Annotated in this window: 17 protein-coding genes and 1 pseudogene; 11 read left to right on the top strand and 7 right to left on the bottom strand. The window is 76.4% G+C overall.

The window, feature by feature from the left end:
- Window positions 1–69: 69 nt before the first annotated feature.
- The 5 genes from ACIRS1_RS14695 to ACIRS1_RS14675 all read left to right on the top strand — a co-directional run bounded on the left by ACIRS1_RS14695 (window position 70) and on the right by ACIRS1_RS14675 (window position 5,346).
- The gene (locus ACIRS1_RS14695) at window positions 70–1,287 is read left to right on the top strand and encodes a glycosyltransferase family 4 protein (RefSeq protein ID WP_402839425.1); all 1,218 of its coding nucleotides are present in this window, start codon (window positions 70–72) and stop codon (window positions 1,285–1,287) included.
- Window positions 1,284–2,507, top strand: coding sequence for a glycosyltransferase (locus ACIRS1_RS14690; RefSeq protein ID WP_402839423.1), 1,224 nt, complete (start codon window positions 1,284–1,286; stop codon window positions 2,505–2,507). Before ACIRS1_RS14695 ends, ACIRS1_RS14690 begins: the two co-directional genes overlap by 4 nt.
- Window positions 2,482–3,417: an SGNH/GDSL hydrolase family protein gene (locus ACIRS1_RS14685; RefSeq protein WP_402839421.1), complete on the top strand. Its 936-nt coding sequence runs from the start codon at window positions 2,482–2,484 to the stop codon at window positions 3,415–3,417. Before ACIRS1_RS14690 ends, ACIRS1_RS14685 begins: the two co-directional genes overlap by 26 nt.
- A 243-nt stretch (window positions 3,418–3,660) precedes the next feature.
- Window positions 3,661–4,797 carry an NUDIX hydrolase gene (locus ACIRS1_RS14680; RefSeq protein WP_402839419.1) on the top strand — a complete coding sequence of 379 codons (1,137 nt, stop codon included), beginning with the start codon at window positions 3,661–3,663 and terminating at the stop codon, window positions 4,795–4,797.
- Window positions 4,798–4,944: 147 nt separating this feature from the next.
- Window positions 4,945–5,346, top strand: a complete 402-nt coding sequence (locus tag ACIRS1_RS14675; RefSeq protein WP_360211390.1) for a DUF6188 family protein — start codon at window positions 4,945–4,947, stop codon at window positions 5,344–5,346.
- A gap of 147 nt (window positions 5,347–5,493) precedes the next feature.
- On the opposite strand, the gene ACIRS1_RS14670 is transcribed toward ACIRS1_RS14675, so the two are convergent.
- The 7 genes from ACIRS1_RS14670 to ACIRS1_RS14640 all read right to left on the bottom strand — a co-directional run bounded on the left by ACIRS1_RS14670 (window position 5,494) and on the right by ACIRS1_RS14640 (window position 12,576).
- Window positions 5,494–5,871, bottom strand: coding sequence for a hypothetical protein (locus tag ACIRS1_RS14670; protein WP_360211392.1), 378 nt, complete (start codon window positions 5,869–5,871; stop codon window positions 5,494–5,496).
- A 137-nt stretch (window positions 5,872–6,008) separates the two neighbouring features.
- On the bottom strand, window positions 6,009–6,404 hold the full coding sequence (locus ACIRS1_RS14665) for a roadblock/LC7 domain-containing protein (RefSeq protein ID WP_360211394.1): 396 nt from the start codon (window positions 6,402–6,404) through the stop codon (window positions 6,009–6,011).
- Between the two features lie 82 nt (window positions 6,405–6,486).
- Complete coding sequence (locus ACIRS1_RS14660; RefSeq protein ID WP_402839416.1) at window positions 6,487–7,827, bottom strand: hypothetical protein; 1,341 nt, start codon at window positions 7,825–7,827, stop codon at window positions 6,487–6,489.
- Window positions 7,828–7,969: 142 nt separating this feature from the next.
- On the bottom strand, window positions 7,970–8,353 hold the full coding sequence (locus ACIRS1_RS14655) for a hypothetical protein (protein WP_360211398.1): 384 nt from the start codon (window positions 8,351–8,353) through the stop codon (window positions 7,970–7,972).
- Between the two features lie 835 nt (window positions 8,354–9,188).
- On the bottom strand, window positions 9,189–10,304 hold the full coding sequence (locus ACIRS1_RS14650; protein ID WP_402839414.1) for an MsnO8 family LLM class oxidoreductase: 1,116 nt from the start codon (window positions 10,302–10,304) through the stop codon (window positions 9,189–9,191).
- Between the two features lie 150 nt (window positions 10,305–10,454).
- A complete protein-coding gene (locus ACIRS1_RS14645) occupies window positions 10,455–11,057 on the bottom strand; it encodes a DUF2269 domain-containing protein (protein ID WP_402839412.1) in 603 nt (200 codons plus the stop codon).
- A 319-nt stretch (window positions 11,058–11,376) separates the two neighbouring features.
- Window positions 11,377–12,576: a peptidoglycan-binding protein gene (locus ACIRS1_RS14640; RefSeq protein ID WP_402839410.1), complete on the bottom strand. Its 1,200-nt coding sequence runs from the start codon at window positions 12,574–12,576 to the stop codon at window positions 11,377–11,379.
- Window positions 12,577–13,069: 493 nt separating this feature from the next.
- Here ACIRS1_RS14640 and ACIRS1_RS14635 point away from each other — a divergent pair, with 493 nt between their 5' ends.
- The 6 genes and pseudogenes from ACIRS1_RS14635 (at window position 13,070) to ACIRS1_RS14610 (ending at window position 21,031) form a co-directional block, all read left to right on the top strand.
- Window positions 13,070–14,392, top strand: a complete 1,323-nt coding sequence (locus tag ACIRS1_RS14635) for a DUF6271 family protein (RefSeq protein WP_402839408.1) — start codon at window positions 13,070–13,072, stop codon at window positions 14,390–14,392.
- On the top strand, window positions 14,389–14,940 hold the full coding sequence (locus tag ACIRS1_RS14630) for a GNAT family N-acetyltransferase (RefSeq protein WP_402839407.1): 552 nt from the start codon (window positions 14,389–14,391) through the stop codon (window positions 14,938–14,940). Before ACIRS1_RS14635 ends, ACIRS1_RS14630 begins: the two co-directional genes overlap by 4 nt.
- 216 nt (window positions 14,941–15,156) lie before the next feature.
- Window positions 15,157–16,107 carry a hypothetical protein gene (locus tag ACIRS1_RS14625; RefSeq protein ID WP_402839405.1) on the top strand — a complete coding sequence of 317 codons (951 nt, stop codon included), beginning with the start codon at window positions 15,157–15,159 and terminating at the stop codon, window positions 16,105–16,107.
- A 377-nt stretch (window positions 16,108–16,484) separates the two neighbouring features.
- Window positions 16,485–18,110, top strand: a pseudogene (locus tag ACIRS1_RS14620) (AMP-binding protein); the annotation flags it as partial.
- A complete protein-coding gene (locus tag ACIRS1_RS14615) occupies window positions 18,111–18,512 on the top strand; it encodes an acyl-CoA thioesterase (protein WP_402839682.1) in 402 nt (133 codons plus the stop codon).
- Window positions 18,509–21,031: an FAD-dependent monooxygenase gene (locus ACIRS1_RS14610; RefSeq protein ID WP_402839403.1), complete on the top strand. Its 2,523-nt coding sequence runs from the start codon at window positions 18,509–18,511 to the stop codon at window positions 21,029–21,031. The genes ACIRS1_RS14615 and ACIRS1_RS14610 overlap by 4 nt, the downstream gene beginning before the upstream one ends.
- The last annotated feature ends 146 nt before the right edge of the window (window positions 21,032–21,177 follow it).

Raw genomic sequence — 21,177 nt, 5'->3', positions numbered from 1 at the left:
CGACCCGCGTTCGCTTGTTCGACAGATCCCTTTGGCCGGGTGCACGCCGGACGCGGACAGAACGATGGCATGCGCGTCGTCATCGTCACCGAATCCTTTCCGCCCGAGGTCAACGGAGTCGCCCACAGCGTGCTGCGGACGGCCGAGCACCTGGCCCGCCGGGGCCACCAGTCCCTCGTCGTCACCCCCGCCCCCGCGCGCGGTGCCGAGTGCCCGCCGCACACCTTCGGCGGCGCCGGGGAGGTGGAGCTGCCGGTGGTCCGCATCCCGTCGGTGCCCCTGCCCGGGTACCCGCAGGTGCGGATCGCGCTGCCGAGCCGGCACCTGGCGGCAGCCGTCGCCGGACACCGGCCCGACATCGTGCACCTGGCCAGCCCGTTCGTGCTCGGCGCCCGCGGGATGCAGGTCGCGACCCGGCTCGGCGTGCCCGCCGTCGCCGTCTACCAGACCGACCTCGCCGGGTACGCGCACGCCTACCGGGCCGGGCGGGGCCTCGGGGAGGCCGCCGCCTGGCGGCGGATCCGTGCCGTCCACCGGGCGGCCGCCCGGACCCTGGCGCCCTCCACCCCCGCCGCGCAGGACCTCACCGCGCACGGCGTGCCCCGGGTGCAGCTGTGGCCGCGCGGAGTCGACTCGGCGCGCTTCCACCCCCGCCACCGGGACGAGGCGCTGCACCGGGCGCTCGCCCCGGGCGGCGAGGTGCTCGTCGGGTACGTCGGGCGGCTGGCCCCCGAGAAGCGGGTCGACCTGCTGACCGCCGCCTCCGCACTGCCGGGCGTGCGGGTGGTGGTGATCGGGGACGGACCGTCCGCGCCCGGGCTGCGGGCCTCGATGCCGGGCGCGGTCTTCCTCGGCCGCCGCACGGGTGAGGAACTCGCCCGCTGCTTCGCGACCCTGGACGTGTTCGTGCACACCGGCCCGCTGGAGACCTTCTGCCAGACCATCCAGGAGGCGATGGCCAGCGGGGTACCCGTGGTCGGCCCCGCCGCCGGCGGCCCGCTGGACCTGGTCGCACACCACCGGACCGGCCTGCTGGTGCCGCCGCGGGACGGCGCCGCCGTCGCCCGGGCCGTCGCCGAACTGGCCGCCGACCCCTCCAGACGGGCCGCCTACGGGCGGGCCGGGCGGGCCGAGGTCACCGCGCGGACCTGGGAGGCCGTCGGCGACCTGCTGCTACGGCACTACGCGGAGGTGCTCGCCGAGCACCACGGCGTGCCGCTGCCCCCGGTCGTGGACTCCCCGGCGGCGACCGCGCCGGCCGTGCTCGCGGAGGAGCTGCCGGCATGACCACCCCGTTCGACCCGACCGGCGAGGGCGGCCCGGGCGGCCGCGAGGCGCTGACCATCGTGCGGCTCGCCAACTTCGTCACCCCGGTCTCCGGCGGGCTGCGCACCGCGCTGCGCCACCTCGGCGCCGGCTACCTGGCCGCCGGACACCGGCCGGTGCTCGTCGTGCCCGGCGAACGGCGCCACGAACAGCAGACCGAGCAGGGCCTCGTCGTCACCCTGCCCGGACCGGTCCTGCCGGCCAGCGGCGGCTACCGGGTGCTCACCGACCGACGCGCCGTCGCCGCCGAACTCACCCGGCTGAAGCCCGACCGGCTGGAGGTCTCCGACCGCACCACGCTGCGCTGGACCGGCGACTGGGCACGCCGGCACGGCGTCCGCTCGGTGATGGTCTCGCACGAGAGCGCCGCCGGCGTCCTGCGCACCTGGGGGCTGCCCCGGCCGCTCGCCGACATCGCCGCGGACCGGCTCAACGCGGCCACCGCACGCGCCTACGACGCGGTGCTGTGCACCACCGGGTGGGCGGCCGCCGAGTTCCGCCGGATCGGCGTGCCCAACCTGGTCCGCGCCCCGCTCGGCGTGGACCTGACGGCACTGCAGCCCCTGCCACCGGCCGCCCGCGCGGCCGAGCGGGCCCGCTACGCCGAACCGGACCAGCCGCTGCTGGTGCTCTGCTCCCGGCTCTCCGCCGAGAAGCGGCCCGAGCGGGCGATCGAGGCCCTCGCCGCGCTCCGGGCCCGCCGGGTGCCCGCCGTCCTGGCCGTGGCCGGTGCCGGACCGTTGCGCGAGCGCCTGGTCGGCCAGGCCGACCGGCTGCGGTTGCCGGTGCGCTTCCTCGGGCACCTCGACCGACGGGAGGCGCTGGCCCGGCTGCTGGGCTGCGCGGACGTGGTGCTCGCACCCGGCCCGGTGGAGACCTTCGGGCTGGCGGCGACGGAGGCCCTGGCCTGCGGCACTCCGGTGGTGGTCAGCCGTTCCTCCGCGCTGCCCGCGCTGGTCGGCCGGGCCGGGGTGGCGGCCGCGGACACCGGCGCCGGCTTCGCCTCGGCGGTGCGCGAGGTGCTGGCCCGTCCGGAGGAGGCGCGGCGGTCCGCGGCCCGGGCGCAGGCCGAACGGTACGGCTGGCCGGCGGCGGTGGAGGCCTTCCTGGCGGCCCACGGGGTACCGGGCCGCGGCGTGGCGGAGGAGGGGCGGGATGGACGTGCTCGGCACCGGGCCTGACCGGGCTCCGGGCGGCCGGGCGGTGGACAGGCCCGTGGCGGACGGGCCGGCCGTGGACGGGGGGCGATCGGCTGCCGGTCGGCCGGTGGTCCGGTTCGTCGCGCTCGGGGACTCGTTGACGGAGGGCGTCGGGGATCCGGTCGCCGGGGGCTTGCGCGGCTGGGCCGCCGTCCTGGCGCGGTCCCTGGCGCCCGAGGGCCAGGACGTCGAGTTCACCAACCTGGCGGCCAGCGGGGCGCTCACCACCGATCTGACGACCCGCCAACTACCCGCCGCGCTCGCGCTGCGCCCGGCGGTCGCGGCCGTGGTGGTCGGCGGCAACGACACGCTGCGGGCGGGCTTCGACATCCGCCGCACCGCCCTGGAGCTGGACTCCACGCTGGGCGAGCTCTCCGCCCACGGCGCCGTCCTGCTCACCGCCTGCCTGCCCGACCCGGGCACCCTGCTCCGGCTGCCCGCGCCGCTCGCCCGACCACTGGCGCGGCGGATGCGGGCCGTCAACACCGTGGTGCACGCCCTGTCCACGCGTCACCGGGCGGTCCACCTGCACCTCGCCGACCTGCCCTGGTGCGCTCGGCGCCACCTGCTGAGCGCCGACCGGCTGCACCCCAGCGCCGAGGGCCACCACCTCATCGCCCACCGCTTCCACGCCCGGCTGGCCTCCGTCGGACACCCGCTCGGGCCCCCGCCCGCCACCGCTCCCGCCGAAGCTCCGCCCGGCCGTGCCGCGGACCTCTGGTGGATGGCCACCCGGGGCACCCGCTGGGTCGCCGCCCGCAGCGCCGACCTCCTGCCGGGTCTGCTCGCCCTCGCCGCCGTCGAGGGCGCCGCCCGGCTGCGGGGGGCGAGCGGACGGCACGACGAGCAGATGGCCCGGGCGACCGCCCAGGCGCTGGCCTCCCTGGGGTGACGCCCGGGGGCTCCGGCGGCCCCACCGGTCCGACGGCCCCGAACGGACCGGCGGTCGCGTGGACCGGGTGGCTCTCGTGGATCGGGAGGATCGGGCAGATCGGGCCGGCCGGGAGGATCGGGCCGGCCGCGCCGGGCACTGACGGATGATCAGCAGGGGTGTGGGGCGGGAACCGCGCGGGTACCGGTGGGAGTCGTCGCAAGGACACGGCGGTACGGATCGGGCGAGGCGGAGGGAGCGCTGGTGGAGGCGTCACCGGGGAGCGCGCGGGAGTTGCTGGCAGCGGCGGGAGTACTGTTCCCGGACGACCAGGGGCGGGTGCTGGTGGTGCGCCTGCCCTACGACCGGAGGCACCCGGTGGCGATCCCGGGCGGCGGGTGGGAGCCGCAGGACCGTTCGCCGCGGGAGACCGCGGTGCGCGAGGTGGTGGAGGAACTGGGCTTCACCCCCCGGCTCGGGCCCCTGGCCTGCGTGGACTGGACGCTCGACGACTCCCGGCCCCCGATCGCGGCCTACCTGTACTGGGCGGATCCCCTCACCCCCGAACAGGCCGCGGCCTTCACGCCGGATGCGGCGGAGGTCGGCGGCTGGGCCTGGCTGGCCCCGGAGCAGGTGGTCCACGCACTACCGCCGCGGCTGTCCCGGCGGGTGACGGCCTGCCTGCGGGTGCGCCGATCGGCCGGTCCGCTGGAGCTGGAGGACAGCAGGCCGGTCGGGCACACCCTCGACCACCTGCCGGCGGACGAACCGCCGCCCGCCTACACCGGGCTCGCCGCGGCGCCCGCACTGGCGGCGCCGCCGGGGCCGTCCCCATCGTCCCAGCCGTCCCTGTCGGCCCAGCCGCCGATGGACCGGGACACCTACATCGCCACCCGTCCGCGGATCCGGGCCAAGGCGCGGGCGCTGTTCACCGACGGCTCCGGCCGGGTGCTGCTGGTCCGCCTGCGGCCGTGGGACGGACCGCGGGGCCGGGAGGAGTACTGGACGCTGCCCGGCGGCGGGGTCGAGGCCGCCCGGGAGATGCCGCGGGCCGCGGCGCGGCGCGAGATCCGCGAGGAGCTGGGCTGGGAGGTCGAGCCGGGCCGGCTGCTGGCGGTCGACTGGCAACCGGGGGCGGCCGCCGACGCCCTGGCCGGCCCGGCGAGCGGGCGGGACACCGCCGTACTGGTGTACGTGTTCGACGGCGGCGTGGTGACGGAGCGGATGCTCGACTCGATCGCATTGCAGGAGGAGGAGCTGGTGGAGTGGCGGCTCTGCGACCCGGCTGAGGCGCGGTCCCTGCTGAACGAGCACTCCTGGGCCCGTACGGCCGCCTCGCTCGCCGCCAGGGAACGGGCGGGCGGGCCCGTCGAGCTGGTGCGCGGGCAGCCGACCGGGTAGTCGGGCCGCCCCGGGGGCTCACGGGTTCCGGTTCGGATCCCCCGAGTCCGGGGCCCGGGGCCCCCGGATTCCGGTCCGGGGGCACGTCGACGGCGGAGCTGTGGGCACGGGCGGACAGGCGCTGGGCCGGTGGGCCACACTGGGGGCATGCAGAACGCGATCACGGAGGTGCTGGCCGGCCGCCGGGTGGAGTCGGTCAGCGGCGGCGTCCGACTGGACCTCGCCTTCGACGGGCGGGTGTCCGTCCGGGTGGCGCACGAGTTCCGCTTCGCGGCGCCGTCCTTCGCCGCCCCCGCGGAGGTCGAGCACTTCTTCCCGGCGCTGACCTTCCGCCCGACCCCACCCCTGCTGGCGCTCGTCGGGCGGACCGTCGAGAGCGCCGCGATCACGCTGGCCGGCGGGCTGGAACTGGGCTTCGCGGAGGGCGGCGCGCTGTCCGTCCCGCCGCACGCGCGGCTCGCGCCGTGGAGCGTGGTGACCGCCGACGGCTCGGTGTGCGCGGGGCTGCCGGGCGGCGAGGTCAGCTGGACCGCGCCCGGCGGGGCCTGAGCCGCCGCCGGGCGTCGCCGGGACCGGACCGGTCCCGGCCGGGACCCGGTGGTCCTGTTCCCGTCCGGGCGATCCGGTCGCCGTCCCGACGGCCCGTTCGCCGTCCGGACGATCCGATGGGCGTCCGGACGATCCGATGGGCGGTCGTCAGACCTCCAGATCGGCCTCGACCTTGGTGAGCTGGTGGCGGGCCATCGCGAGGTTGGCGCGCCCCTTGTCCAGGGCGAGGTAGAGGAAGAGGCCCTTGCCGGTACGTCCGGTGAGCGGGCGGATCAGGTGGTACTGGGTACTGAGCGTGATCAGGATGTCCTCGATCCCGTCTCCGCCCAGTCCGAGCATGTCCATCGTGCGCATCTTGGCGCGCACCACGTCGGTGTTCCCGGCGGCGGCCACGTTGAGGTCCAGCCCGCCGGGGCCGTCGAGGGTCGCGAGCGCCATGCCGCTGTTGTAGTCGACGAGGGCGGCGCCGATGGCGCCTTCGATGGCGGTCATGGCCTGCTTGAGGGCGCCTGCTGCGTCGGTCATCTGGGTACTCCCGTTCGGTGGTTGGGTGGTTCTCGGTCGTCGGGTGGTTCTCGGTGGTTCGGTTCTCTGACGGTTCTCGGGGTGGGTCTCAGGGCGGGCCAGGGTCCGGACGGCCCCGGCCGGACCGGATCCGCCGTTCAGCCGGGCTCGCGGGGGTCCTTCGGCAGGAGGGCCTCGTTGAGCAGTCCGGCGATCCGCTGGGCGGAACGGCGCGCCTCCAGGTGCAACCGGCCGACGTTGACGTCCGGGTGCGCCAGGAGGGTCAGGACGCAGCTGCCACCGGCCGCGTAGGTGGCGACGTAGCCGTGCTCCCCGCGCACCAGCGACTCGCGGAAGTCGCCCTGGCCGGTGCTGTCGGCGAGCCGCTGGGCCAGTGACAGCGAGGCCGCGGTCATCGCGGCCAGGCCGGTGGGTTCCGTTCCGTGGGTGTCGTGCGCGACCAGCAGGCCGTCCACGCTGGCGACCAGGCCTCCCGCGAGGTGCGGGACACGATGCTTGACGGCGCGGAGTTCGGCGAGCAGCTCGGTCTCCAAGGCGATCAGTTGTCTCCTTCCGACACGCTGCTTGAGCGCCCGCCTCATGGCCGGGACGGCGGGGTCGCGGGCGGAGCGTCGTTCAAAGTCGGGCCTCCAGAAGGGTTCGGACCCGGGTCAGCAGCGCGATGTCCGGGTCGGGGACGGTCAGCGGGTGGGCCGCTGCCGTTGTCGGCGGGTGGGCGGGACGGTCGGCCGCCACGGACCCGGGGGGCGTGGCACCGGGGAGGATGCCGACGCCGGTGAGGGTGGCGCCGGGAACCCTGCGGTGCAGGCCTCCGGACCGGCGCGGCGGTGATGGCGCCTCGGATGCCGGGAGGGGCGGCACGGTCGGCGCCCCGACGGGCGGTGGAGCGAGCGGTGCGGCGAGCGGTGGAGCGGGTGGCGAAGCCAGGGCCGGTGAAGCGAGCGGTGGCGAAGCCAGGGGTGGCGAAGCGAGCGGTGGCGAAGCGAGCGGTGGTGCGAGCGGTCCGGCCTGGGAGGGTGCGGGCGGGAACACGGCCGGGGCGGCGGGTGTGACACCGGCCCGTGCCCCGAGTGGGGCGGCGAGCGGCACCCCGGGCGCCCCGGGCGGCGCGGCCCTCGGCGCCGCGTGCCGCGGGACGTCGAGCAGGCCGGCGTCGAGCAGTCCCGCGGCGGCCAGTCGGCGGACGTCCGCCGTCACGCCGAAGCCTGACCTGCCGAGCAGTCGGGCCAGGTCCGCCGGGGTTCTTCGGCCGTCGGCGTGGTCGAGAAGCTCGCGCTGGCGGCGACCGGGCGGACGCCGGTGGGCGTGGAAGCCCGCTACGGCGGGCCGGACGGGGGCGGTGTCCAGCCGCCCCCACGGCCAGATCTGGTCCAGCAGCCCGCTCCGGCGGTCCACCTCGCGGCGCAGCCGGTCGGCGTCGACCTCCGCCACCGGGCCTAGCCAGTGCCGGGCCTCGTGCTCGAACCGCCAGGTGCCGCCGGCCTGGTCGGCGAGGACGAAGAAGGCGGCGTCGAAGAGCGTGCCGAGGTGGCCGAGTTCGAGCTCCCCGCGGCCGATCAGGCCACGGTCGACCATCGCCTCGCCGACCCGGGCGTGCGGACCGTGGGCGCGGAGCAGCTCCGCCCAGTCCGCGGGCGCGATCCGGCCGCAGCCGGTGAGGAGGTCGGCCAGCCCCGGGGCCCGGGGTGAGTCGGCGTGGGTCACCCGGCCGTCCACGAGGTGCAGACTGCCGAGCGGGCCGTGCAGTGCGCCGGTGGCGCGGCGGGTGGCGAGCAGGCCGAGGGCCTCGCCCGGGGTCTGCGGCGGGGCGGACGGCGGGAGGGTGACGGGCTCCGCGATCGGCGTCGCGGCGGGCGTGGTGGAGGTCGTGCCGGGCCCCGCGGCGGGCACGGGTTCGGGTGCTGCGGGTGCGGCGGTGGAACCGGTGGCGGGATCGGTGGTGGGTGCGGCGTTCATGCGGACCACCGCCCGGGAGTCTGTCGGCGCCCGGCGGGGTGCCCGTGCGCGGCGGGCTGCTGGTGCCCGGGGACGTGCCGCTGCCGGGGGAGGTGTGCCCGGTGTGCCGGCCGGAAACCGCCGGCCCTCGTGGGTGTCGGGCTCACCCGAGCACCAGCTCCTCGGCGAGGCCCTGGAGGCGGTAGCGGGCGGCCGCGAGGTTGCCCTCCGCCCGGTCCAGCCAGAGGTGGAGGACGAGACGGCTGTCGAAGACGGTGTCGATGAAGCAGATCAGGTGGTAACTGCGGCCGGCAGTGACGATGATGTCCTGGAGCGGCGACCGCCGCTCCTCCGCCCCGGTGAAGGTCTGACTCTCAACCGTCGCCCGCACCAAGTCGGTTGCCTCGGCGGCGGCGGTCTCGTGGTCGCCGGCCGGGCATTCGCCGAGACCGCCGAGCGCAAGTCCGCTGCTCCAGTCGACCAGACTCGCGGAGCGGGCTCCGGTGATCGCCATCGCTCCGGCGAGGCATTCGTCGATACCCGGCACACCGGCTCCTTCGCGGGGGTCTGGGCGGCCGGGCGCAGCGCGACTCGGCCGGATTCGCCACCAGCAGTGGCGGGTTCGACACGGAAGGCTACTGCCGGATTGCATATGACGAACATTCCAATGGCATATTCACATCATTGGCAGTTACTTCCAGCCAAGGTATGACGGTGCGTCACCAGCCCGTGACAGTAGAACCGGCTGGCCCTGACGTTGCCACCCGCCGTCGCCCACCGGTCACCAGGAACGGGACCTTGGCTGATAACCGGCTGAGCAACAGGGTTTCGGCCACCGAAATGCGATAAAGGGGCCCGGCCGAGGCCGGCACCGCGAACGGGCCGCGAACGGGTGGCGATCGGACGCCGGGTGAAGGGCGAACGGACGGCGAACCGACCCCGCGGGAGACCGGCCCGCCGGACCCGGGCCACCGGGAACCGGGCTCAGACGTTCGGGACCCGCAGCCGGGCGATCGGGGTCCGCCGGACCGGCCCCGGGCATGCGGGCCCCGGGTAGGCGGGCTCCGGACGGACGGACTCACCACGGGCGGGCCCCGCCGGCCCCCGGACATCACGAAGGGGCCCGTTCCGCTGGACGGAACGAGCCCCTTCGGGTGGAGCGCCAGGCCCGGGTTGCACGGACTCTCCCTACTGAAAGTAGGACGTGCTCTGGTAGCACCGCTGACGCCTGCTCGAGAGATCTTTTCCTCTCGACGGGAAGAACACTAGCAGGTCATCGGCCCTGCTCAGAAACCGGGCGGGGCGGCCTGAAGCGAGCTGGACATGCGGGCGGAGGAGCGGCGGAGGGGGGCGGCGGTGCTTCCCGGAGCGGCCCGGAGCAGTCAGGCCCGACCGGCCGCCTGAGCGACCGTCCGGTCGACGTCCTCCGGCCCCGCCGCCTCCCGACCGGCGGCCCGGGTAGCGACACCCTGCCCGGCCGACTGGCCGACCGGCTGGCCGACACCCTGCCCGACCGGCTGCCCCACCGGCTGGCCGACCGCCCGGGCGAGCAGCCGGTAGGAGTCGAGCAGCGCGGCGCGGTCGTAGGTGCTGGTGGTCACCAGGAACTCGTCCGCGCCGCTGCGCGCCATCAGGGCGGCGAGTTCGGCGGCGGCCTGCTCCGGGGTGCCCGCGATGTGCCCCTTCAGCGACTGCTCGTAGGCGGCGCGCTCGCGCGCTCCCATCGACAGGGCCGCGATCTCGGCGGCCGGGGCCAGCGGCGGGAACTCGCCGTGGGTGCGGGAGTACGCACCGGCCCAGGCCTCCGGGACCAGCAGCTCCCGCGCGCTCTCCGCCGTCCCCGCGACGGCGACCGTGCCCGCGATCACCACGTAGGGCTGCGCCGCCTGCGCCGAGGGACGGAACCCGGCGCGGTACCGGTCGATCGCCGCGAGCATCCGCTCCTCCCCTCGCGTGGCGGCGACGACCAGCGGCAGCCCGGCGTCGGCGGCCAGGTCGGCGCCGGCGCCGGTGGCCAGGACGAAGGCCGGCACCCGCAGGCCCTCGGCCGGCCGGGCATGGACGCCGCGGTGAACCTGCTGCGAGCCGTCGAAGTAGCCGAGCAACTCGACCAGTTGGGCCCCGAAGTCGTCCGCCGCGTCCTTCTCCCGGCCCAGGGCCCGGCGCACTCCGTCGGTGAACCCGACCGACCGGCCGAGGCCCATGTCGATCCGGCCCGGGAAGAGCGAGGCCAGCACGCCGAACTGTTCGGCCACCACCATCGGCCGGTGGTTGGGCAGCATCACTCCGCCCGTGCCGACCCGGATCCGGGTGGTGGCCGCCGCCACCGCCGCGGCGAGCACCGTCGGCGCGGACCCGGCCACTCCGGGCACGCCGTGGTGCTCGGAGACCCAGAACCGGTGGTAACCCAGCTGCTCCGCCTCCTGGGCGAAGGCCACCGTGTCCCGCAGCGCCTGCGCCGGCTCCTCGCCCTGTCTCGTCCGGGACCGGTCGAGCACGGAGAGCCGGATCGCGGGCGTCGCGCCCGCGTCAGCCGCTGGTCCGCCCGTCGCTGGTCCGCCCGTCGCGGGTGCCCTGGTCCCTGGTGCGCTGGTCACGTCCGTGGAGAACACCGCCGCCGAGCGCCGGCATTCCCCGGCGGACCGGCGTCACCCGCGGGCGCCGGGTATGCGCCAGCGCCGGCTGCCCGGCCGGCGACGGCCCCAGGGTTTGAACACGGAGAGCACCACCGCGAAGAGGTAGAGCGCCAGCGCGACGGACGGGACGATCACCGTGTTGAGACGGACGAACCCGAGGTCCGCCGCCGAGATCGGGCCGGTGGGGTGTGCGTCCACCACGCGCACGGCGTCGTGCAGCCGGGCGCTGAGGGCGATCAGCGAGGCGGCCGCCGCCGCGAGGGTCAGCCAGAACTTCGCGCTCACCCAGTAGTAGCGGAACAGCCCCCAGGAGGTGCCGAGCCCCAGCACCACCCCGCTGACCAGGGTGGCCAGGCTCAGCGGGAGGATCAGCGCGTCGCCGAGCATCCCCATCGCCCGGTACGCCGACCGCAACCGGTCGGCGTCCTCCGTGGCCAGTGCCGTCACCGCCAGGGTGAGCAGGCAGAGCATCAGGGCCAGCCAGCTCACCGAAGCGACGACGTGCACGACGACCAGGCTCTTGCGCGCCCTGGGCGGCAGCGTGCCGCCGGGCGGCCGTCGTCGGGCGGGGCGGGCGGGACTCGGCTCCGCGGCCGGTGCGGTGGACGGGCGCACGGGTGCCTCCTTCGGGTCGGGGCCGCGACCGGGCCGCGGCGGCATCACCGCCGTGCGGCGAGGACGGGCCCAGACTCTCCGCTCCGCCCCTCATCGGGCATCTGCCACCGGAAGTAACCCCGACTACTCCCGAGCGAGTACCCGACCCGGCCCGAGAGCACCCGCACCCCTCCCTCCGAGGTACCCGGCGACCTCCCCCGGCCGTACCCGGAAGCCGGGGAACCGGGAAGCCGGGAAGCCGGGAAACCGGGGTCGCGGAAAGCCGCGACCCCGGACCACCCCGGCCACCCCGGCCACCCCGGCCACCCCGCCCGCCCCGTCAGTCCGTCACGCCGAATCCCCGCGCCGAGCCCAGGCGGCGCAGCGAGTCCCGCCCCGGGATCCCGTCCGCGTCCGCGTCCGCGTACCCGCAGCGCCGCTGCCACCCGGCGTAGGCGGCGACCGTCCGACTCCCGAACGAGCCGTCCACCCAGCGCTGTTCGAGCAGCCCCTCGTCCGCCAGGGCCTGCTCGACGATCGCCGCCTCGGCCCCGTAACTGCGGTGCCCCTGCTCGGCGCCGGGATCGGTCCGGGCGGCCGCGACGACGTGCGCCAGCGACACCGACCGGGGCCCGGGCAGGTAGCCGAGCAGCCGCCGCAGCGAGCCCTCCCCCGGGACGCCGTCCGCGGCCTGCCCGCTGTAGCCGAGGCTCCGCTGGTAGTCCGCGTAGTTCTCGGTGTCCGCGTCCGTCCAGTTCGGGCCGGGCCCGGAGCGGTAGTGGGAGCCGGAGCCCTGGGCGACGAGCGCCCGGCCGACGGCGGTGACCTGGTAGCCCTCGGCGCCGTAGCCGTAGGGCAGCCCGTTGATGCTGACCTGGTAGCGGGGCGGGGCCGGCTCGTCCGGAGGAGCCGGGTGCTGCTGCGAGGGCGGGGAGCCCGGGGATCCCGAGCCCGCCGTGAGGTCGGGCCAGGAACCGGGGTCGCTGTGGTCGTTGAACGGCACGTGCGCGTGGGCGTACCACCCCCCGCGGGTCTCCCACACCTGCTCGTCGCGGTGGTCGGTGAAGTCGGTCGGCCGGCCCATCGGCCAGGTGTCGGGCACGCCCCACGAGCCGATCCAGGCGTGCAGCCGGTCCCAGCCGGCGCACGGGGTGTCGACCAGCCGCGGGTAGACGGCGCCCCGGTAGCGGCAGTACGGGAAGAACACGGCCTCGATCTGGATGACGACCCGGCCGGCGCGGTTGGTGCGGGTCGGGCTCTCCGGCGGGCTGAGCAGGCTCTTCGAGCGGGAGTCGGCCGGGAACAGCTGGGCCGTCCGCCCGCTGAAGGGGTCCCAGACCAGGTGCGGGGCGTTTCCGGCGCCGACGCCGGTGAAGTAGCCGACGAGGTCTTCGAAGGTGCACCAGTCCTGCGGGGCCGCGGCGGTGGCGTTGCGGTCCCAGGTGATGTGGGCGATGGCCTTCGGGGGGTACTGCTGGTCGGTCGGCGCGTGGTCGCCGAGGTCGTGGATCTCGGCACCGGGCAGCCACAGGTCGGGCATGCGGTCTCCTCCGGACGGCGTAGGGACGTCGTTGCCGGTATCGGCAGGTCCCCGCTCCGGATTGACCCCGATGGCCGAATCCGCGGCCGTGAACCGCCCCGGCCCGCGCGGCCGTTCGACCCGGTGACGGGTATTCGCGCTCCCGTGCGAACCTGGCGCCCGCACAGAGGCGCCGCCGGACCCGCGCCGCGCCCTGCCCGCACGGGCCCGGCCCGGGCGGCGGGGAGCGCCCGGGAGGGGGCGCATTGCACCTCCACCCGACCCGCCCTGTCAATCGTTGACATCAAAAGTGGTCTAGTCCACGGTAGTCCGCAGACCGGGCGGACCGGGGTGGCACCCCGACGCCCGACGCGCGGGGGCCTCGCGAACTCGCCTGCCGCCAGGGCGAGTCGGGTGGCAGGACGGAAGCCGTCCGGCAGCGCCTGCGACGACCACCGGCGCACCCACCCCGCCGCCGCGGCAACGACCCTGACGACCAACGGAGAAGCCCGCCATGAGACGAGTCTGCCTCGCCCTGCCCACCAACCGGGCCTGCGCCGCCACCATCGCGGCACTCGCCGAGGAGGCGGCGCACGCCGTCGAGCACTTCGACGCCGAGGTCCACCTGCTGGTCCTCGACACCGCCGGCCCCGCGGGCTTCGCGGAGAACGCGGGCGCCGTCGGCGCGCTGGCCGCCACCCCCGGGGTCGTCGTGCACCACCTCGGAGAGGACCGGCAACGGGACTTCCTCCGGCGGGTGAGCAGGCGCTCCGGCGCCACCGACCCCGACCGGCTGCTCGACCTGATGCTCCCCGACGGCGTCTCCTACGGCGCCTGCACCAACCGGGTGTTCCTGGTCGCCGCCGCCCTCGGCTGCACCTCCGTGCACCGTCGAGACTCCGACAGCGAGTACCAACTCCTCGACGGGCGCAAGGTGTTCCCGATCCACCACGAACTGCTCTCGCTCGGCCGCCGGGCCGGCGACGCCGCCGCCGACGTCACCGTCAGCGAGCTCGACCCCGCCGACGCGGACAAGCCCGTCTCCCTCGTCGGCGCCTCCTTCATCGGCGAACTCTCCGTCGACGTCGGCGAGATCCGCGACCTCGACCCGGCCGTCTACCACGAGGTCGTCGGCCTGTGGGCGCCGCCGGTGTGGACGGAGGAGGAGAAGCGCGAGCTGGTCGAGGCCTCGTTCACCGGCGGCGGCACCGAGCCGTTCCGCACCGACGAGTCCGTCCTCGGCGCCCCCGACATCTGGCGGGTGGACATGTGCAACCTCGGCCTGGACCACCGGGTCTACGAGCGGCTGCCGCTCCCGCCGGCCACCGAGACCATCGGCAGCGACTACTTCCTGCTGCACGTCGTCCTCGACTCCGGCCTGCCGGGCGTCGTCCACAACCGGCACATCGTCAACCTCTACACCCCGGAGCGGCGCACCGGCCCCGGCTTCACCGCCTACCAGCTGCGCTTCGTCAAGTTCCTGCTCTCGATGCTCTACCTGCACCCCGTGTACGGCGAGATGATGGCGGTCGGCGGCGAACTGCTCGACGAGCGGCACGCGGTGCGCACCGCCCCGGTGCTCGACTCGGTGCGGCGCAGCGCCGCCTGGGACCGCGCCGAGAACGTCCGCCGGCTGGACGTCGTCGACCGCTCCTACCGGCGCCTGGGCGGCAAGTACGCCGAGTTCGCCGACCACCTGGCGCCCCGGCGGGCCCGGCTGCTCGACGAGGCGCAGGCCGACGCCGAGGACTTCGCCCGGCTGATCGAGGCCTGGTCCGCCCTGGTGGACGCCGCCCGCGCCGAACGCCTCACCCCCTCGGAGGTGCCGGCCAGGTGAGCGAGGACCTGCGCTTCCGGCTGCTCGCCGAGGCGGACTGGGACACCGTGGTGGCCCTCGAACACGCCGCCTACGCGGCCGACGGGCTCTCCGAGGGCCGGGAGGCCCTGGAGTCGCGCGGGCGCAGCTCGCCCGGCACCTGCTTCGTGCTGGAGCTGCACGGCGCCGTCCGCGGCTACCTGCTGAGCCTGCCCTACCCGCCGCTGCGCTGCCCGGACCTCACCAGGCCCGAGGAGCAGCGGTACGCGTCCGCCAACCTGCACGTGCACGACCTGGTGATCGACGAGGAGCTGCGCGGCCGGGACGTCGCCCTGCGCTTCGTGCGCCACTTCCGGGAGCAGGCCCGCGCGCAGGGCTTCGAGGAGATCTCGATGGTCGCCGTCCGGGGCGCCGACATCCTGCTGCGGCTGCTCGGCTACCGCGCCCACCGGGAGGTGGCGGTGCCGGCCTGCTACGGCCGGCGCGCCGTCTACATGTCGATGCCCGTGACACCCCCCGCACCGCCACCCGCCGCACCGCCACCCGCCGCGGCGGCCCCACCGGCCTGAGCCGCGGAGGGCGGGCCGGCCCGGGGCGGCAACCCCTCCGGCCACACCGGCCACTCCGCTCCCGGCACGGTCCGCGGGCGGTTGCGGTTGCGTCTCCGTTCCGTCTTCCGGGGGACGAACCGGCCCCGCGTCCGGGATCGTTGACGGGAGGCCCCGGCGGCGGGCGGCGAGGCGCGCCGCCGGGCGGCGACGACTCGTTGCGGCTAGGGGGTTGCCATGGGGGACGGCCAGGATCTCCTGCCGGCCGTGGTCGGGGTGCTGGTGCGGGCCGCCGAGGGAGTGGCCGGCGGCCCGGGCCGGGCGGTGGCGGATCTGGTGCGGACGCGCCTGCGGGCCTCGGCGGAGGGCGCCCGGGCCGTCGCCGCGATCGAGGCGAACCCCGGGGACGCCCGGGCGCGCTCCGGGCTCACCGCCGCCGTCGGCGACCTGCTCGCCGCGGACCCGGCGTTCGCCCGGTACCTGGCCACCACCGAGCTGGGCAAGCCCCCCGAGGAGCCGACCGTGCACCTGCGGGTGGACCCGGCGGTCGCCGGGTCCAAGGCGCGGGCCGCCCGGCTCGGCGCCGTCCCCGTGCTGGTGACCCTGTCGCTGGTGGTGGTCGCCGCGCTGGTGGCCGTCGGAATCAACCTCGGCTCGCGCCCGCTGCTGCAGCCCAACGGGCCGGACCTGGCCCACGCCGGGCGTACGCTGCGCGACCCCGCCCAGGTCCGCGCCGTCCTGCCCGACCTGAGCGCCATGCCCGGCGGCTGGCAGGTGCGCAGCGGCCCCACCTCGGGAGCCGGCCCGGGCGCGGACGCGCCGTGCCTCGTCCCGGACGCCTGCGACCGGCAACTCGCCTACGCCACCGTGACCTTCGCGTCCTCCGGAACGCACAGCGCACAGTTCACCGTGGTCACCTTCGCCTCGCCGGAGACCGCCGGGCGGGCCTTCGACCTGGCGCTCGCCCGGATCAGCGGCGACGGCGCCTCCGTCCTCCCGCTGCCCCCGATCGGCGACCAGAGCGCCGCCCGGACGGACGACACCCAGGGCACGGACGTCCTGGTGCGGGTGGGCTCGGCCCTGCTCGACGTCCGCGACCCGGGCCCCGGGAGCACCGCCGCACCCGCCCTGACCCTGTTCGCCGGCCTGCTCGCCGACCGCGCCCGGGCGGCCCTCGGACCCGCCTGACGGGCGCCTGACGGACGCGCGCCGGGTGTGACCGCCCCGGCGACGGCCGCGGACCTCCGGCCCCACCCCGCCGCTCCCTCCCGCACCCCTCCCGCACCCCTCCCCCGCCCCGACTCGCACGGCCGCCGGGTGCGAGCCCGTCCGCCGCCGTTCCCGCGCGCCCTGCCGCGCCCCGCCGCGGACCCCCGGCACCCCGCCGACCGCCGCCCGCGCCTCCCCCGGGCGGCGCACCGGCCCGCCCGGACCACCCCGCCCGGGCCGGCCGCCCCGCGCCCGGGCGGTGCCCGCTCCCCCGAATGCATGTATCGCTCTCTTGACTGGCGTCACCGAAGCGCCATACTGGCCTCACTCCCGCTCGCACGATGAGGTGCCCGCCCATGGAGCTCTCCCCCTCAGCGCATGTGGACACGTTCTGTCGCGACCATCTCCCACCGCTTGACCAGTGGCCTGAACTCCTTTTCGAACTACCGGAGTTGACCTACCCCGACCGGTTGAACTGCGCCCGGGCGCTGCTCGACGAGACGATCACCCGGTTCGGCCCCGACCGCCGCTGCCTGCTCACCCCCACCGGCCAGTGGACCTACGGCGAACTGCGCGACCACGCCGACCGGGTGGCCCGGTTGCTGACCGAGGAACTCGGCCTGGCCACCGGCAACCGGGTCCTGCTGCGCGGCCCCAACACCCCCTGGCTGGTGGCCTGTTGGCTGGGCGTCCTGAAGGCCGGCGGAGTGGTGGTCAGCACCATGCCGCTGCTGCGGTCCGCCGAGCTCACCGAGCTCCACCGGGTCGCCCGCCCCGTCCTCGCCCTGTGCGACCACCGTTTCCTCGACGACCTCGCCCGCGCCGAGACCCCCGGCCTGCGGGTGCTCGCCTTCGGCGGTCCCGGCCCGGAAGACCTCACCGCCCGCTGCGCCGCCACCGACGGCGGGTTCGAGGCCGTCCCGACCGCCGCCGACGACGTCGCCCTGATCGCCTTCACCTCCGGGACCACCGGCCGCCCCAAGGCCACCCTGCACTTCCACCGCGACGTGCTCGCCAACGCCGACACCTTCTCCCGCCACCTGCTCCGGCCCACCCCCGACGACCTGTTCGGCGGCACCCCGCCGCTCGCCTTCACCTTCGGCCTCGGCGGCCTGGTGGTGTTCCCGCTGCGGGCCGGCGCCGCCACCCTGCTGCTGGAGCAGGCCACGCCCGAGCAGCTCGCCGAACAGGTCCGCCGGCACGGGGTGAGCGTGCTGTTCACCGCGCCCACCGCCTACCGGGCGATCCTGGCCGCCGGCCTCGCCGACCGGCTCTCCGGCGTCCGGCGCTGCGTCTCGGCGGGCGAGCACCTGCCCGCCCCCCTCTGGCAGGCCTTCCTGGCGGCCACCGGGCAGCGGCTGATCGACGGCATCGGCGCCACCGAGCTGCTGCACGTGTTCATCTCGGCCGCCGACGGCGACATCCGCCCCGGCGCCACCGGCCGCCCCGTGCCGGGCTACCGGGCCGCCGTCCTCGACGACCAGGGCCGACCGGTGCCGGACGGCGTGCCCGGGCTGCTCGCCGTCAAGGGGCCGACCGGCTGCCGCTACCTGGACGACGAACGCCAGCGCGGCTACGTCCGGGACGGCTGGAACCTCACCGGTGACACCTACGTTCGCGACCCGGACGGCTACTACTGGTACCAGGCGCGCAACGACGACATGATCGTCTCCGCGGGCTACAACATCGCCGGGCCCGAGGTGGAACAGGCCCTCGCCGGCCACCCCGACGTCGCCGACTGCGCGGTGGTCGGGGCGCCCGACGATCTGCGCGGCACGGTGGTCAAGGCCTACGTGGTGCTCGGCGAGGGCGCCGCCGCCGGGCCGGAGACGGTGCGCGCGCTCCAGGAGCACGTCAAACGCACCATCGCCCCGTACAAGTACCCGCGCGCGGTCGAGTTCGTCACCGAGCTGCCGCGCACCGCGACCGGCAAGCTGCACCGCGCCGAGCTGCGCCGGCGGGCGGCGACGGCCCCGGCCAGCGTGGCCGTCGAGCGCCGGGTGGAGTGGTCCGACACCGACGCCGCCGGGCACTATCACTTCTCCGCCGTGCAGCGCTGGGCCGAGGCGGCCGAGGCGGCACTGCTGCGCCGGCTGGGCCTGGCCGAGCTGTTCGGCCGGATCCCCCGGGTGCACTTCGAGGCCGACTACCGCGAACGGCTCTGGTTCGGCGACCTGGTCCGCACCGAGCTGCGGGTGGTCCGGGTCGGCGGCTCCTCGCTGCACTACGCCTTCGAGGTGCACGGCCCGCAGGGGCTGGCCGCGTCCGGCCGGATGTCGGTGGTGCACGCCGCGCCGCATGCCAAGGGCGCGGCGCCCTGGCCGGAGCCGGTCCGACGGGCACTGGCCGAGTCCGGGGCTCAGCAGCCGGAGGTGGTGGCGTGAACGGGCCCGGCGCACCGGGCGCCCGCACCTCGGCGGTCCGGCGCAGCGGACCGGACGGCCCCGCCGGGGGCGCCGGGGCCCGTCGCATCGCGGTGATCGGCGCCGGCCCGGGCGGTCTGTACTTCGCCGCGCTGGCCAAGCACCTGGCGCCCGACCGCGAGATCACGGTGTTCGAGCGGGACGGCCGGGAGGACGAGTCCGGCTTCGGCGTGGTCTTCTCCGACGAGACGCTGGACGGCATCGCGCAGGCCGACCCGGAGGTGTTCGCCGCGATCGGCGCCGAGTTCGCCCGCTGGAGCGACATCGACGTGCGCTACGCGGGCCAGGTCCGCACCTGCGGCGGGCACGGCTTCGCGGCGCTCGACCGCAACCGGCTGCGCGCGATCCTGCAGCGGCGCTGCGAACGCCTCGCGGTGGACGTGCGCTACCGCACGCCCGCGCCGCCGGTCGGCGAACTCGCCGCCGGGTACGACCTGGTGGTCGCCGCCGACGGTATCAACTCGGCCACCAGGGCGGCCCACGCCGAGGCCTTCCGCCCCGAGCTGGACCAACGGCACTGCCGCTACATCTGGCTCGCCACCGACCGGGTCTTCGAGGCCTTCACCTTCATCGTCGAGCAGTTCGACTTCGGCCCCCTGCAGGTGCACGCCTACCCGTACGGCGAGCGGCGCTCGACCTTCATCGTGGAGGCCGCCGAGGACACCTGGCACCGGGCCGGCTTCGACGCCCTCGCCGCACGGGAGCCGGCCCGTGGCGAGAGCGACCTGGCGAGCGTGCGGCGCTGCGCGGAGCTGTTCGCCGGGCACCTGGACGGCCACCGGCTGATCCCGAACGCCTCGCGCTGGATCCGCTTCACCACCGTGCGCAACGCGCGCTGGCGGCACCGGAACGTCGTCCTGCTCGGCGACGCCGCGCACTCCGCGCATTTCTCGATCGGGTCGGGCACCAAGCTGGCCCTGGAGGACGCCCTCGCGCTCGCCGCGAGCCTGCACGAACAGCCCACCGTGGAGGCCGCGCTGGCCGCCTACGAGGCGGAGCGCCGGCCGGTGGTGGAGTCCACCCAGCGGGCCGCGCAGGCGAGCCTGGAGTGGTTCGAGACGGTGGAGCGGCGCACCGGGCAGGACCCGGACCGGTTCGCCTTCAACCTGCTCACCCGCAGCCGCCGGGTCACGTACGGGAACCTGCGCTCCCGTGACCCCGGGTTCGTCGACGCGGTGGACGCCGCGTTCGGGAGCGGCGGCGAGGGCGGGGGTGACGGGAGCGATGGCGGGCCCGGCACCCCGCCGATGTTCCGGCCGCTGAAACTGGGCGCGCTGGAGCTGCGCAACCGGGTCGTGGTGCCCCCGCTCGCGACCTTCACCTCCGCCGACACCCTGCCCAGTGCCTTCGACCGGGCCCAGCTGACCGCGCAGGCCCTCGGCGGCGCCGGACTCGTCCTCGCCGGGATGACCGCCGTCAGCCCCGAGGGCCGCGCCACCGACCACTGCCCCGGCCTCTGGAACGACCGGCAGGAGACGGCCTGGCGCGAACTCGTCCACGCCGTGCGGGCGGTGAGCGACACACCGCTCGGCATCCAGCTGACCCACGCCGGCCGGCGGGCCGCCACCGCCGTGCCGGGCCCGGACGGCATCGGCCGTCCGCTCGCCGACGGCTGGCCGCTGATCGCCGCCTCCCCGCTGCCGTGGGACGCCGCCTCCCCCACCCCGAGCGCGGCCGGCGCCGACCGGCTCGCCGCCGTCACCGCGGAGTTCGCGGCCTCGGCGGAGCGCGCGGCACGGGCCGGATTCGACGTGCTGGAGCTGCAGTTCGGCCACGGCCACCTGGTGTCCGGCTTCCTGTCGCCGCTGACCAACCGCCGCACCGACCGCTACGGCGGGCCGCTCGCCCACCGGCTGCGGCTGCCCCTGGAGGTGCTGGCCGCCGTCCGGGCGGCCTGGCCGGCCGGGCGGCCGCTGCTGGTGCGGATCTCGGCGAGCGACTGGGCGCCGGGCGGCACCACCGAGGCCGAGGCGGTCGCGATCTGCCGCGCACTCGGCGACGCCGGCGCGGACGCGGTGGACGTCTCCACCGGCGAGGTGGTCGCCCACCAGCGGCCGCCGTACGGGCGCGGCTACCAGACCCCGTTCGCCGAGCTGGTCCGCGCGGCCACCGGCCTGCCGACCATCGCGGTCGGCGCGATCTCCGGGCCGGACGACGCCAACTCCGTCCTGCTGGCCGGACGGGCGGACCTCGTCGCGGTCGGCCGGGCCCAGCTGTACGACCCGCTCTGGACCCTGCACGCGGCCGCCGAGCAGGGCTACTCCGGGCCGGGCGCGCCCTGGCCCGGCCCGTGGTCGGCGGGCAGCCGCCGACCGCCGGGCCCGGGCGCCGACCGGGTCGCGCCCCGGCTGCACCTGCGGCGTCCGGCGGAGGCGCCGGTGCACCGCCGCTGGCCACCGGGCGTACCGGCAGCCGACCGGCCCGCCACAGGGACCGCCGAAGCACCCGCCGGAGCACCTGCCGAAGGGCCCGCGAGGTGAGCGACCGGCGACGCCGACGGACCGACACCCCGGTGAGCCGGACCGAGCCGAGGAGCCGGACCGACCCGGCGAGCCACACCGACCCGGCGACCGCACCCACCCCACCACCCCACCGACCGACCACCCGGGGGACCCGAGGAGACGCC

The sequence above is a fragment of the Kitasatospora sp. NPDC101176 genome, assembly GCF_044768035.1.
Taxonomy (GTDB): Bacteria; Actinomycetota; Actinomycetes; order Streptomycetales; family Streptomycetaceae; genus Kitasatospora.
This window is presented reverse-complemented; position numbering and strand designations above follow the sequence as displayed.

What these genes read in the sequence shown, in the direction of transcription:
- ACIRS1_RS14690 (WP_402839423.1), top strand. Translation starts at nt 1,284, where the DNA reads ATGACCACCCCGTTCGACCCGACCGGCGAGGGCGGCCCGGGCGGCCGC.
- ACIRS1_RS14675 (WP_360211390.1), top strand. Translation starts at nt 4,945, where the DNA reads ATGCAGAACGCGATCACGGAGGTGCTGGCCGGCCGCCGGGTGGAGTCG.
- ACIRS1_RS14685 (WP_402839421.1), top strand. Translation starts at nt 2,482, where the DNA reads ATGGACGTGCTCGGCACCGGGCCTGACCGGGCTCCGGGCGGCCGGGCG.
- ACIRS1_RS14640 (WP_402839410.1), bottom strand. Translation starts at nt 12,576, where the DNA reads ATGCCCGACCTGTGGCTGCCCGGTGCCGAGATCCACGACCTCGGCGAC.
- ACIRS1_RS14660 (WP_402839416.1), bottom strand. Translation starts at nt 7,827, where the DNA reads ATGAACGCCGCACCCACCACCGATCCCGCCACCGGTTCCACCGCCGCA.
- ACIRS1_RS14695 (WP_402839425.1), top strand. Translation starts at nt 70, where the DNA reads ATGCGCGTCGTCATCGTCACCGAATCCTTTCCGCCCGAGGTCAACGGA.
- ACIRS1_RS14625 (WP_402839405.1), top strand. Translation starts at nt 15,157, where the DNA reads ATGGGGGACGGCCAGGATCTCCTGCCGGCCGTGGTCGGGGTGCTGGTG.
- ACIRS1_RS14635 (WP_402839408.1), top strand. Translation starts at nt 13,070, where the DNA reads ATGAGACGAGTCTGCCTCGCCCTGCCCACCAACCGGGCCTGCGCCGCC.
- ACIRS1_RS14670 (WP_360211392.1), bottom strand. Translation starts at nt 5,871, where the DNA reads ATGACCGACGCAGCAGGCGCCCTCAAGCAGGCCATGACCGCCATCGAA.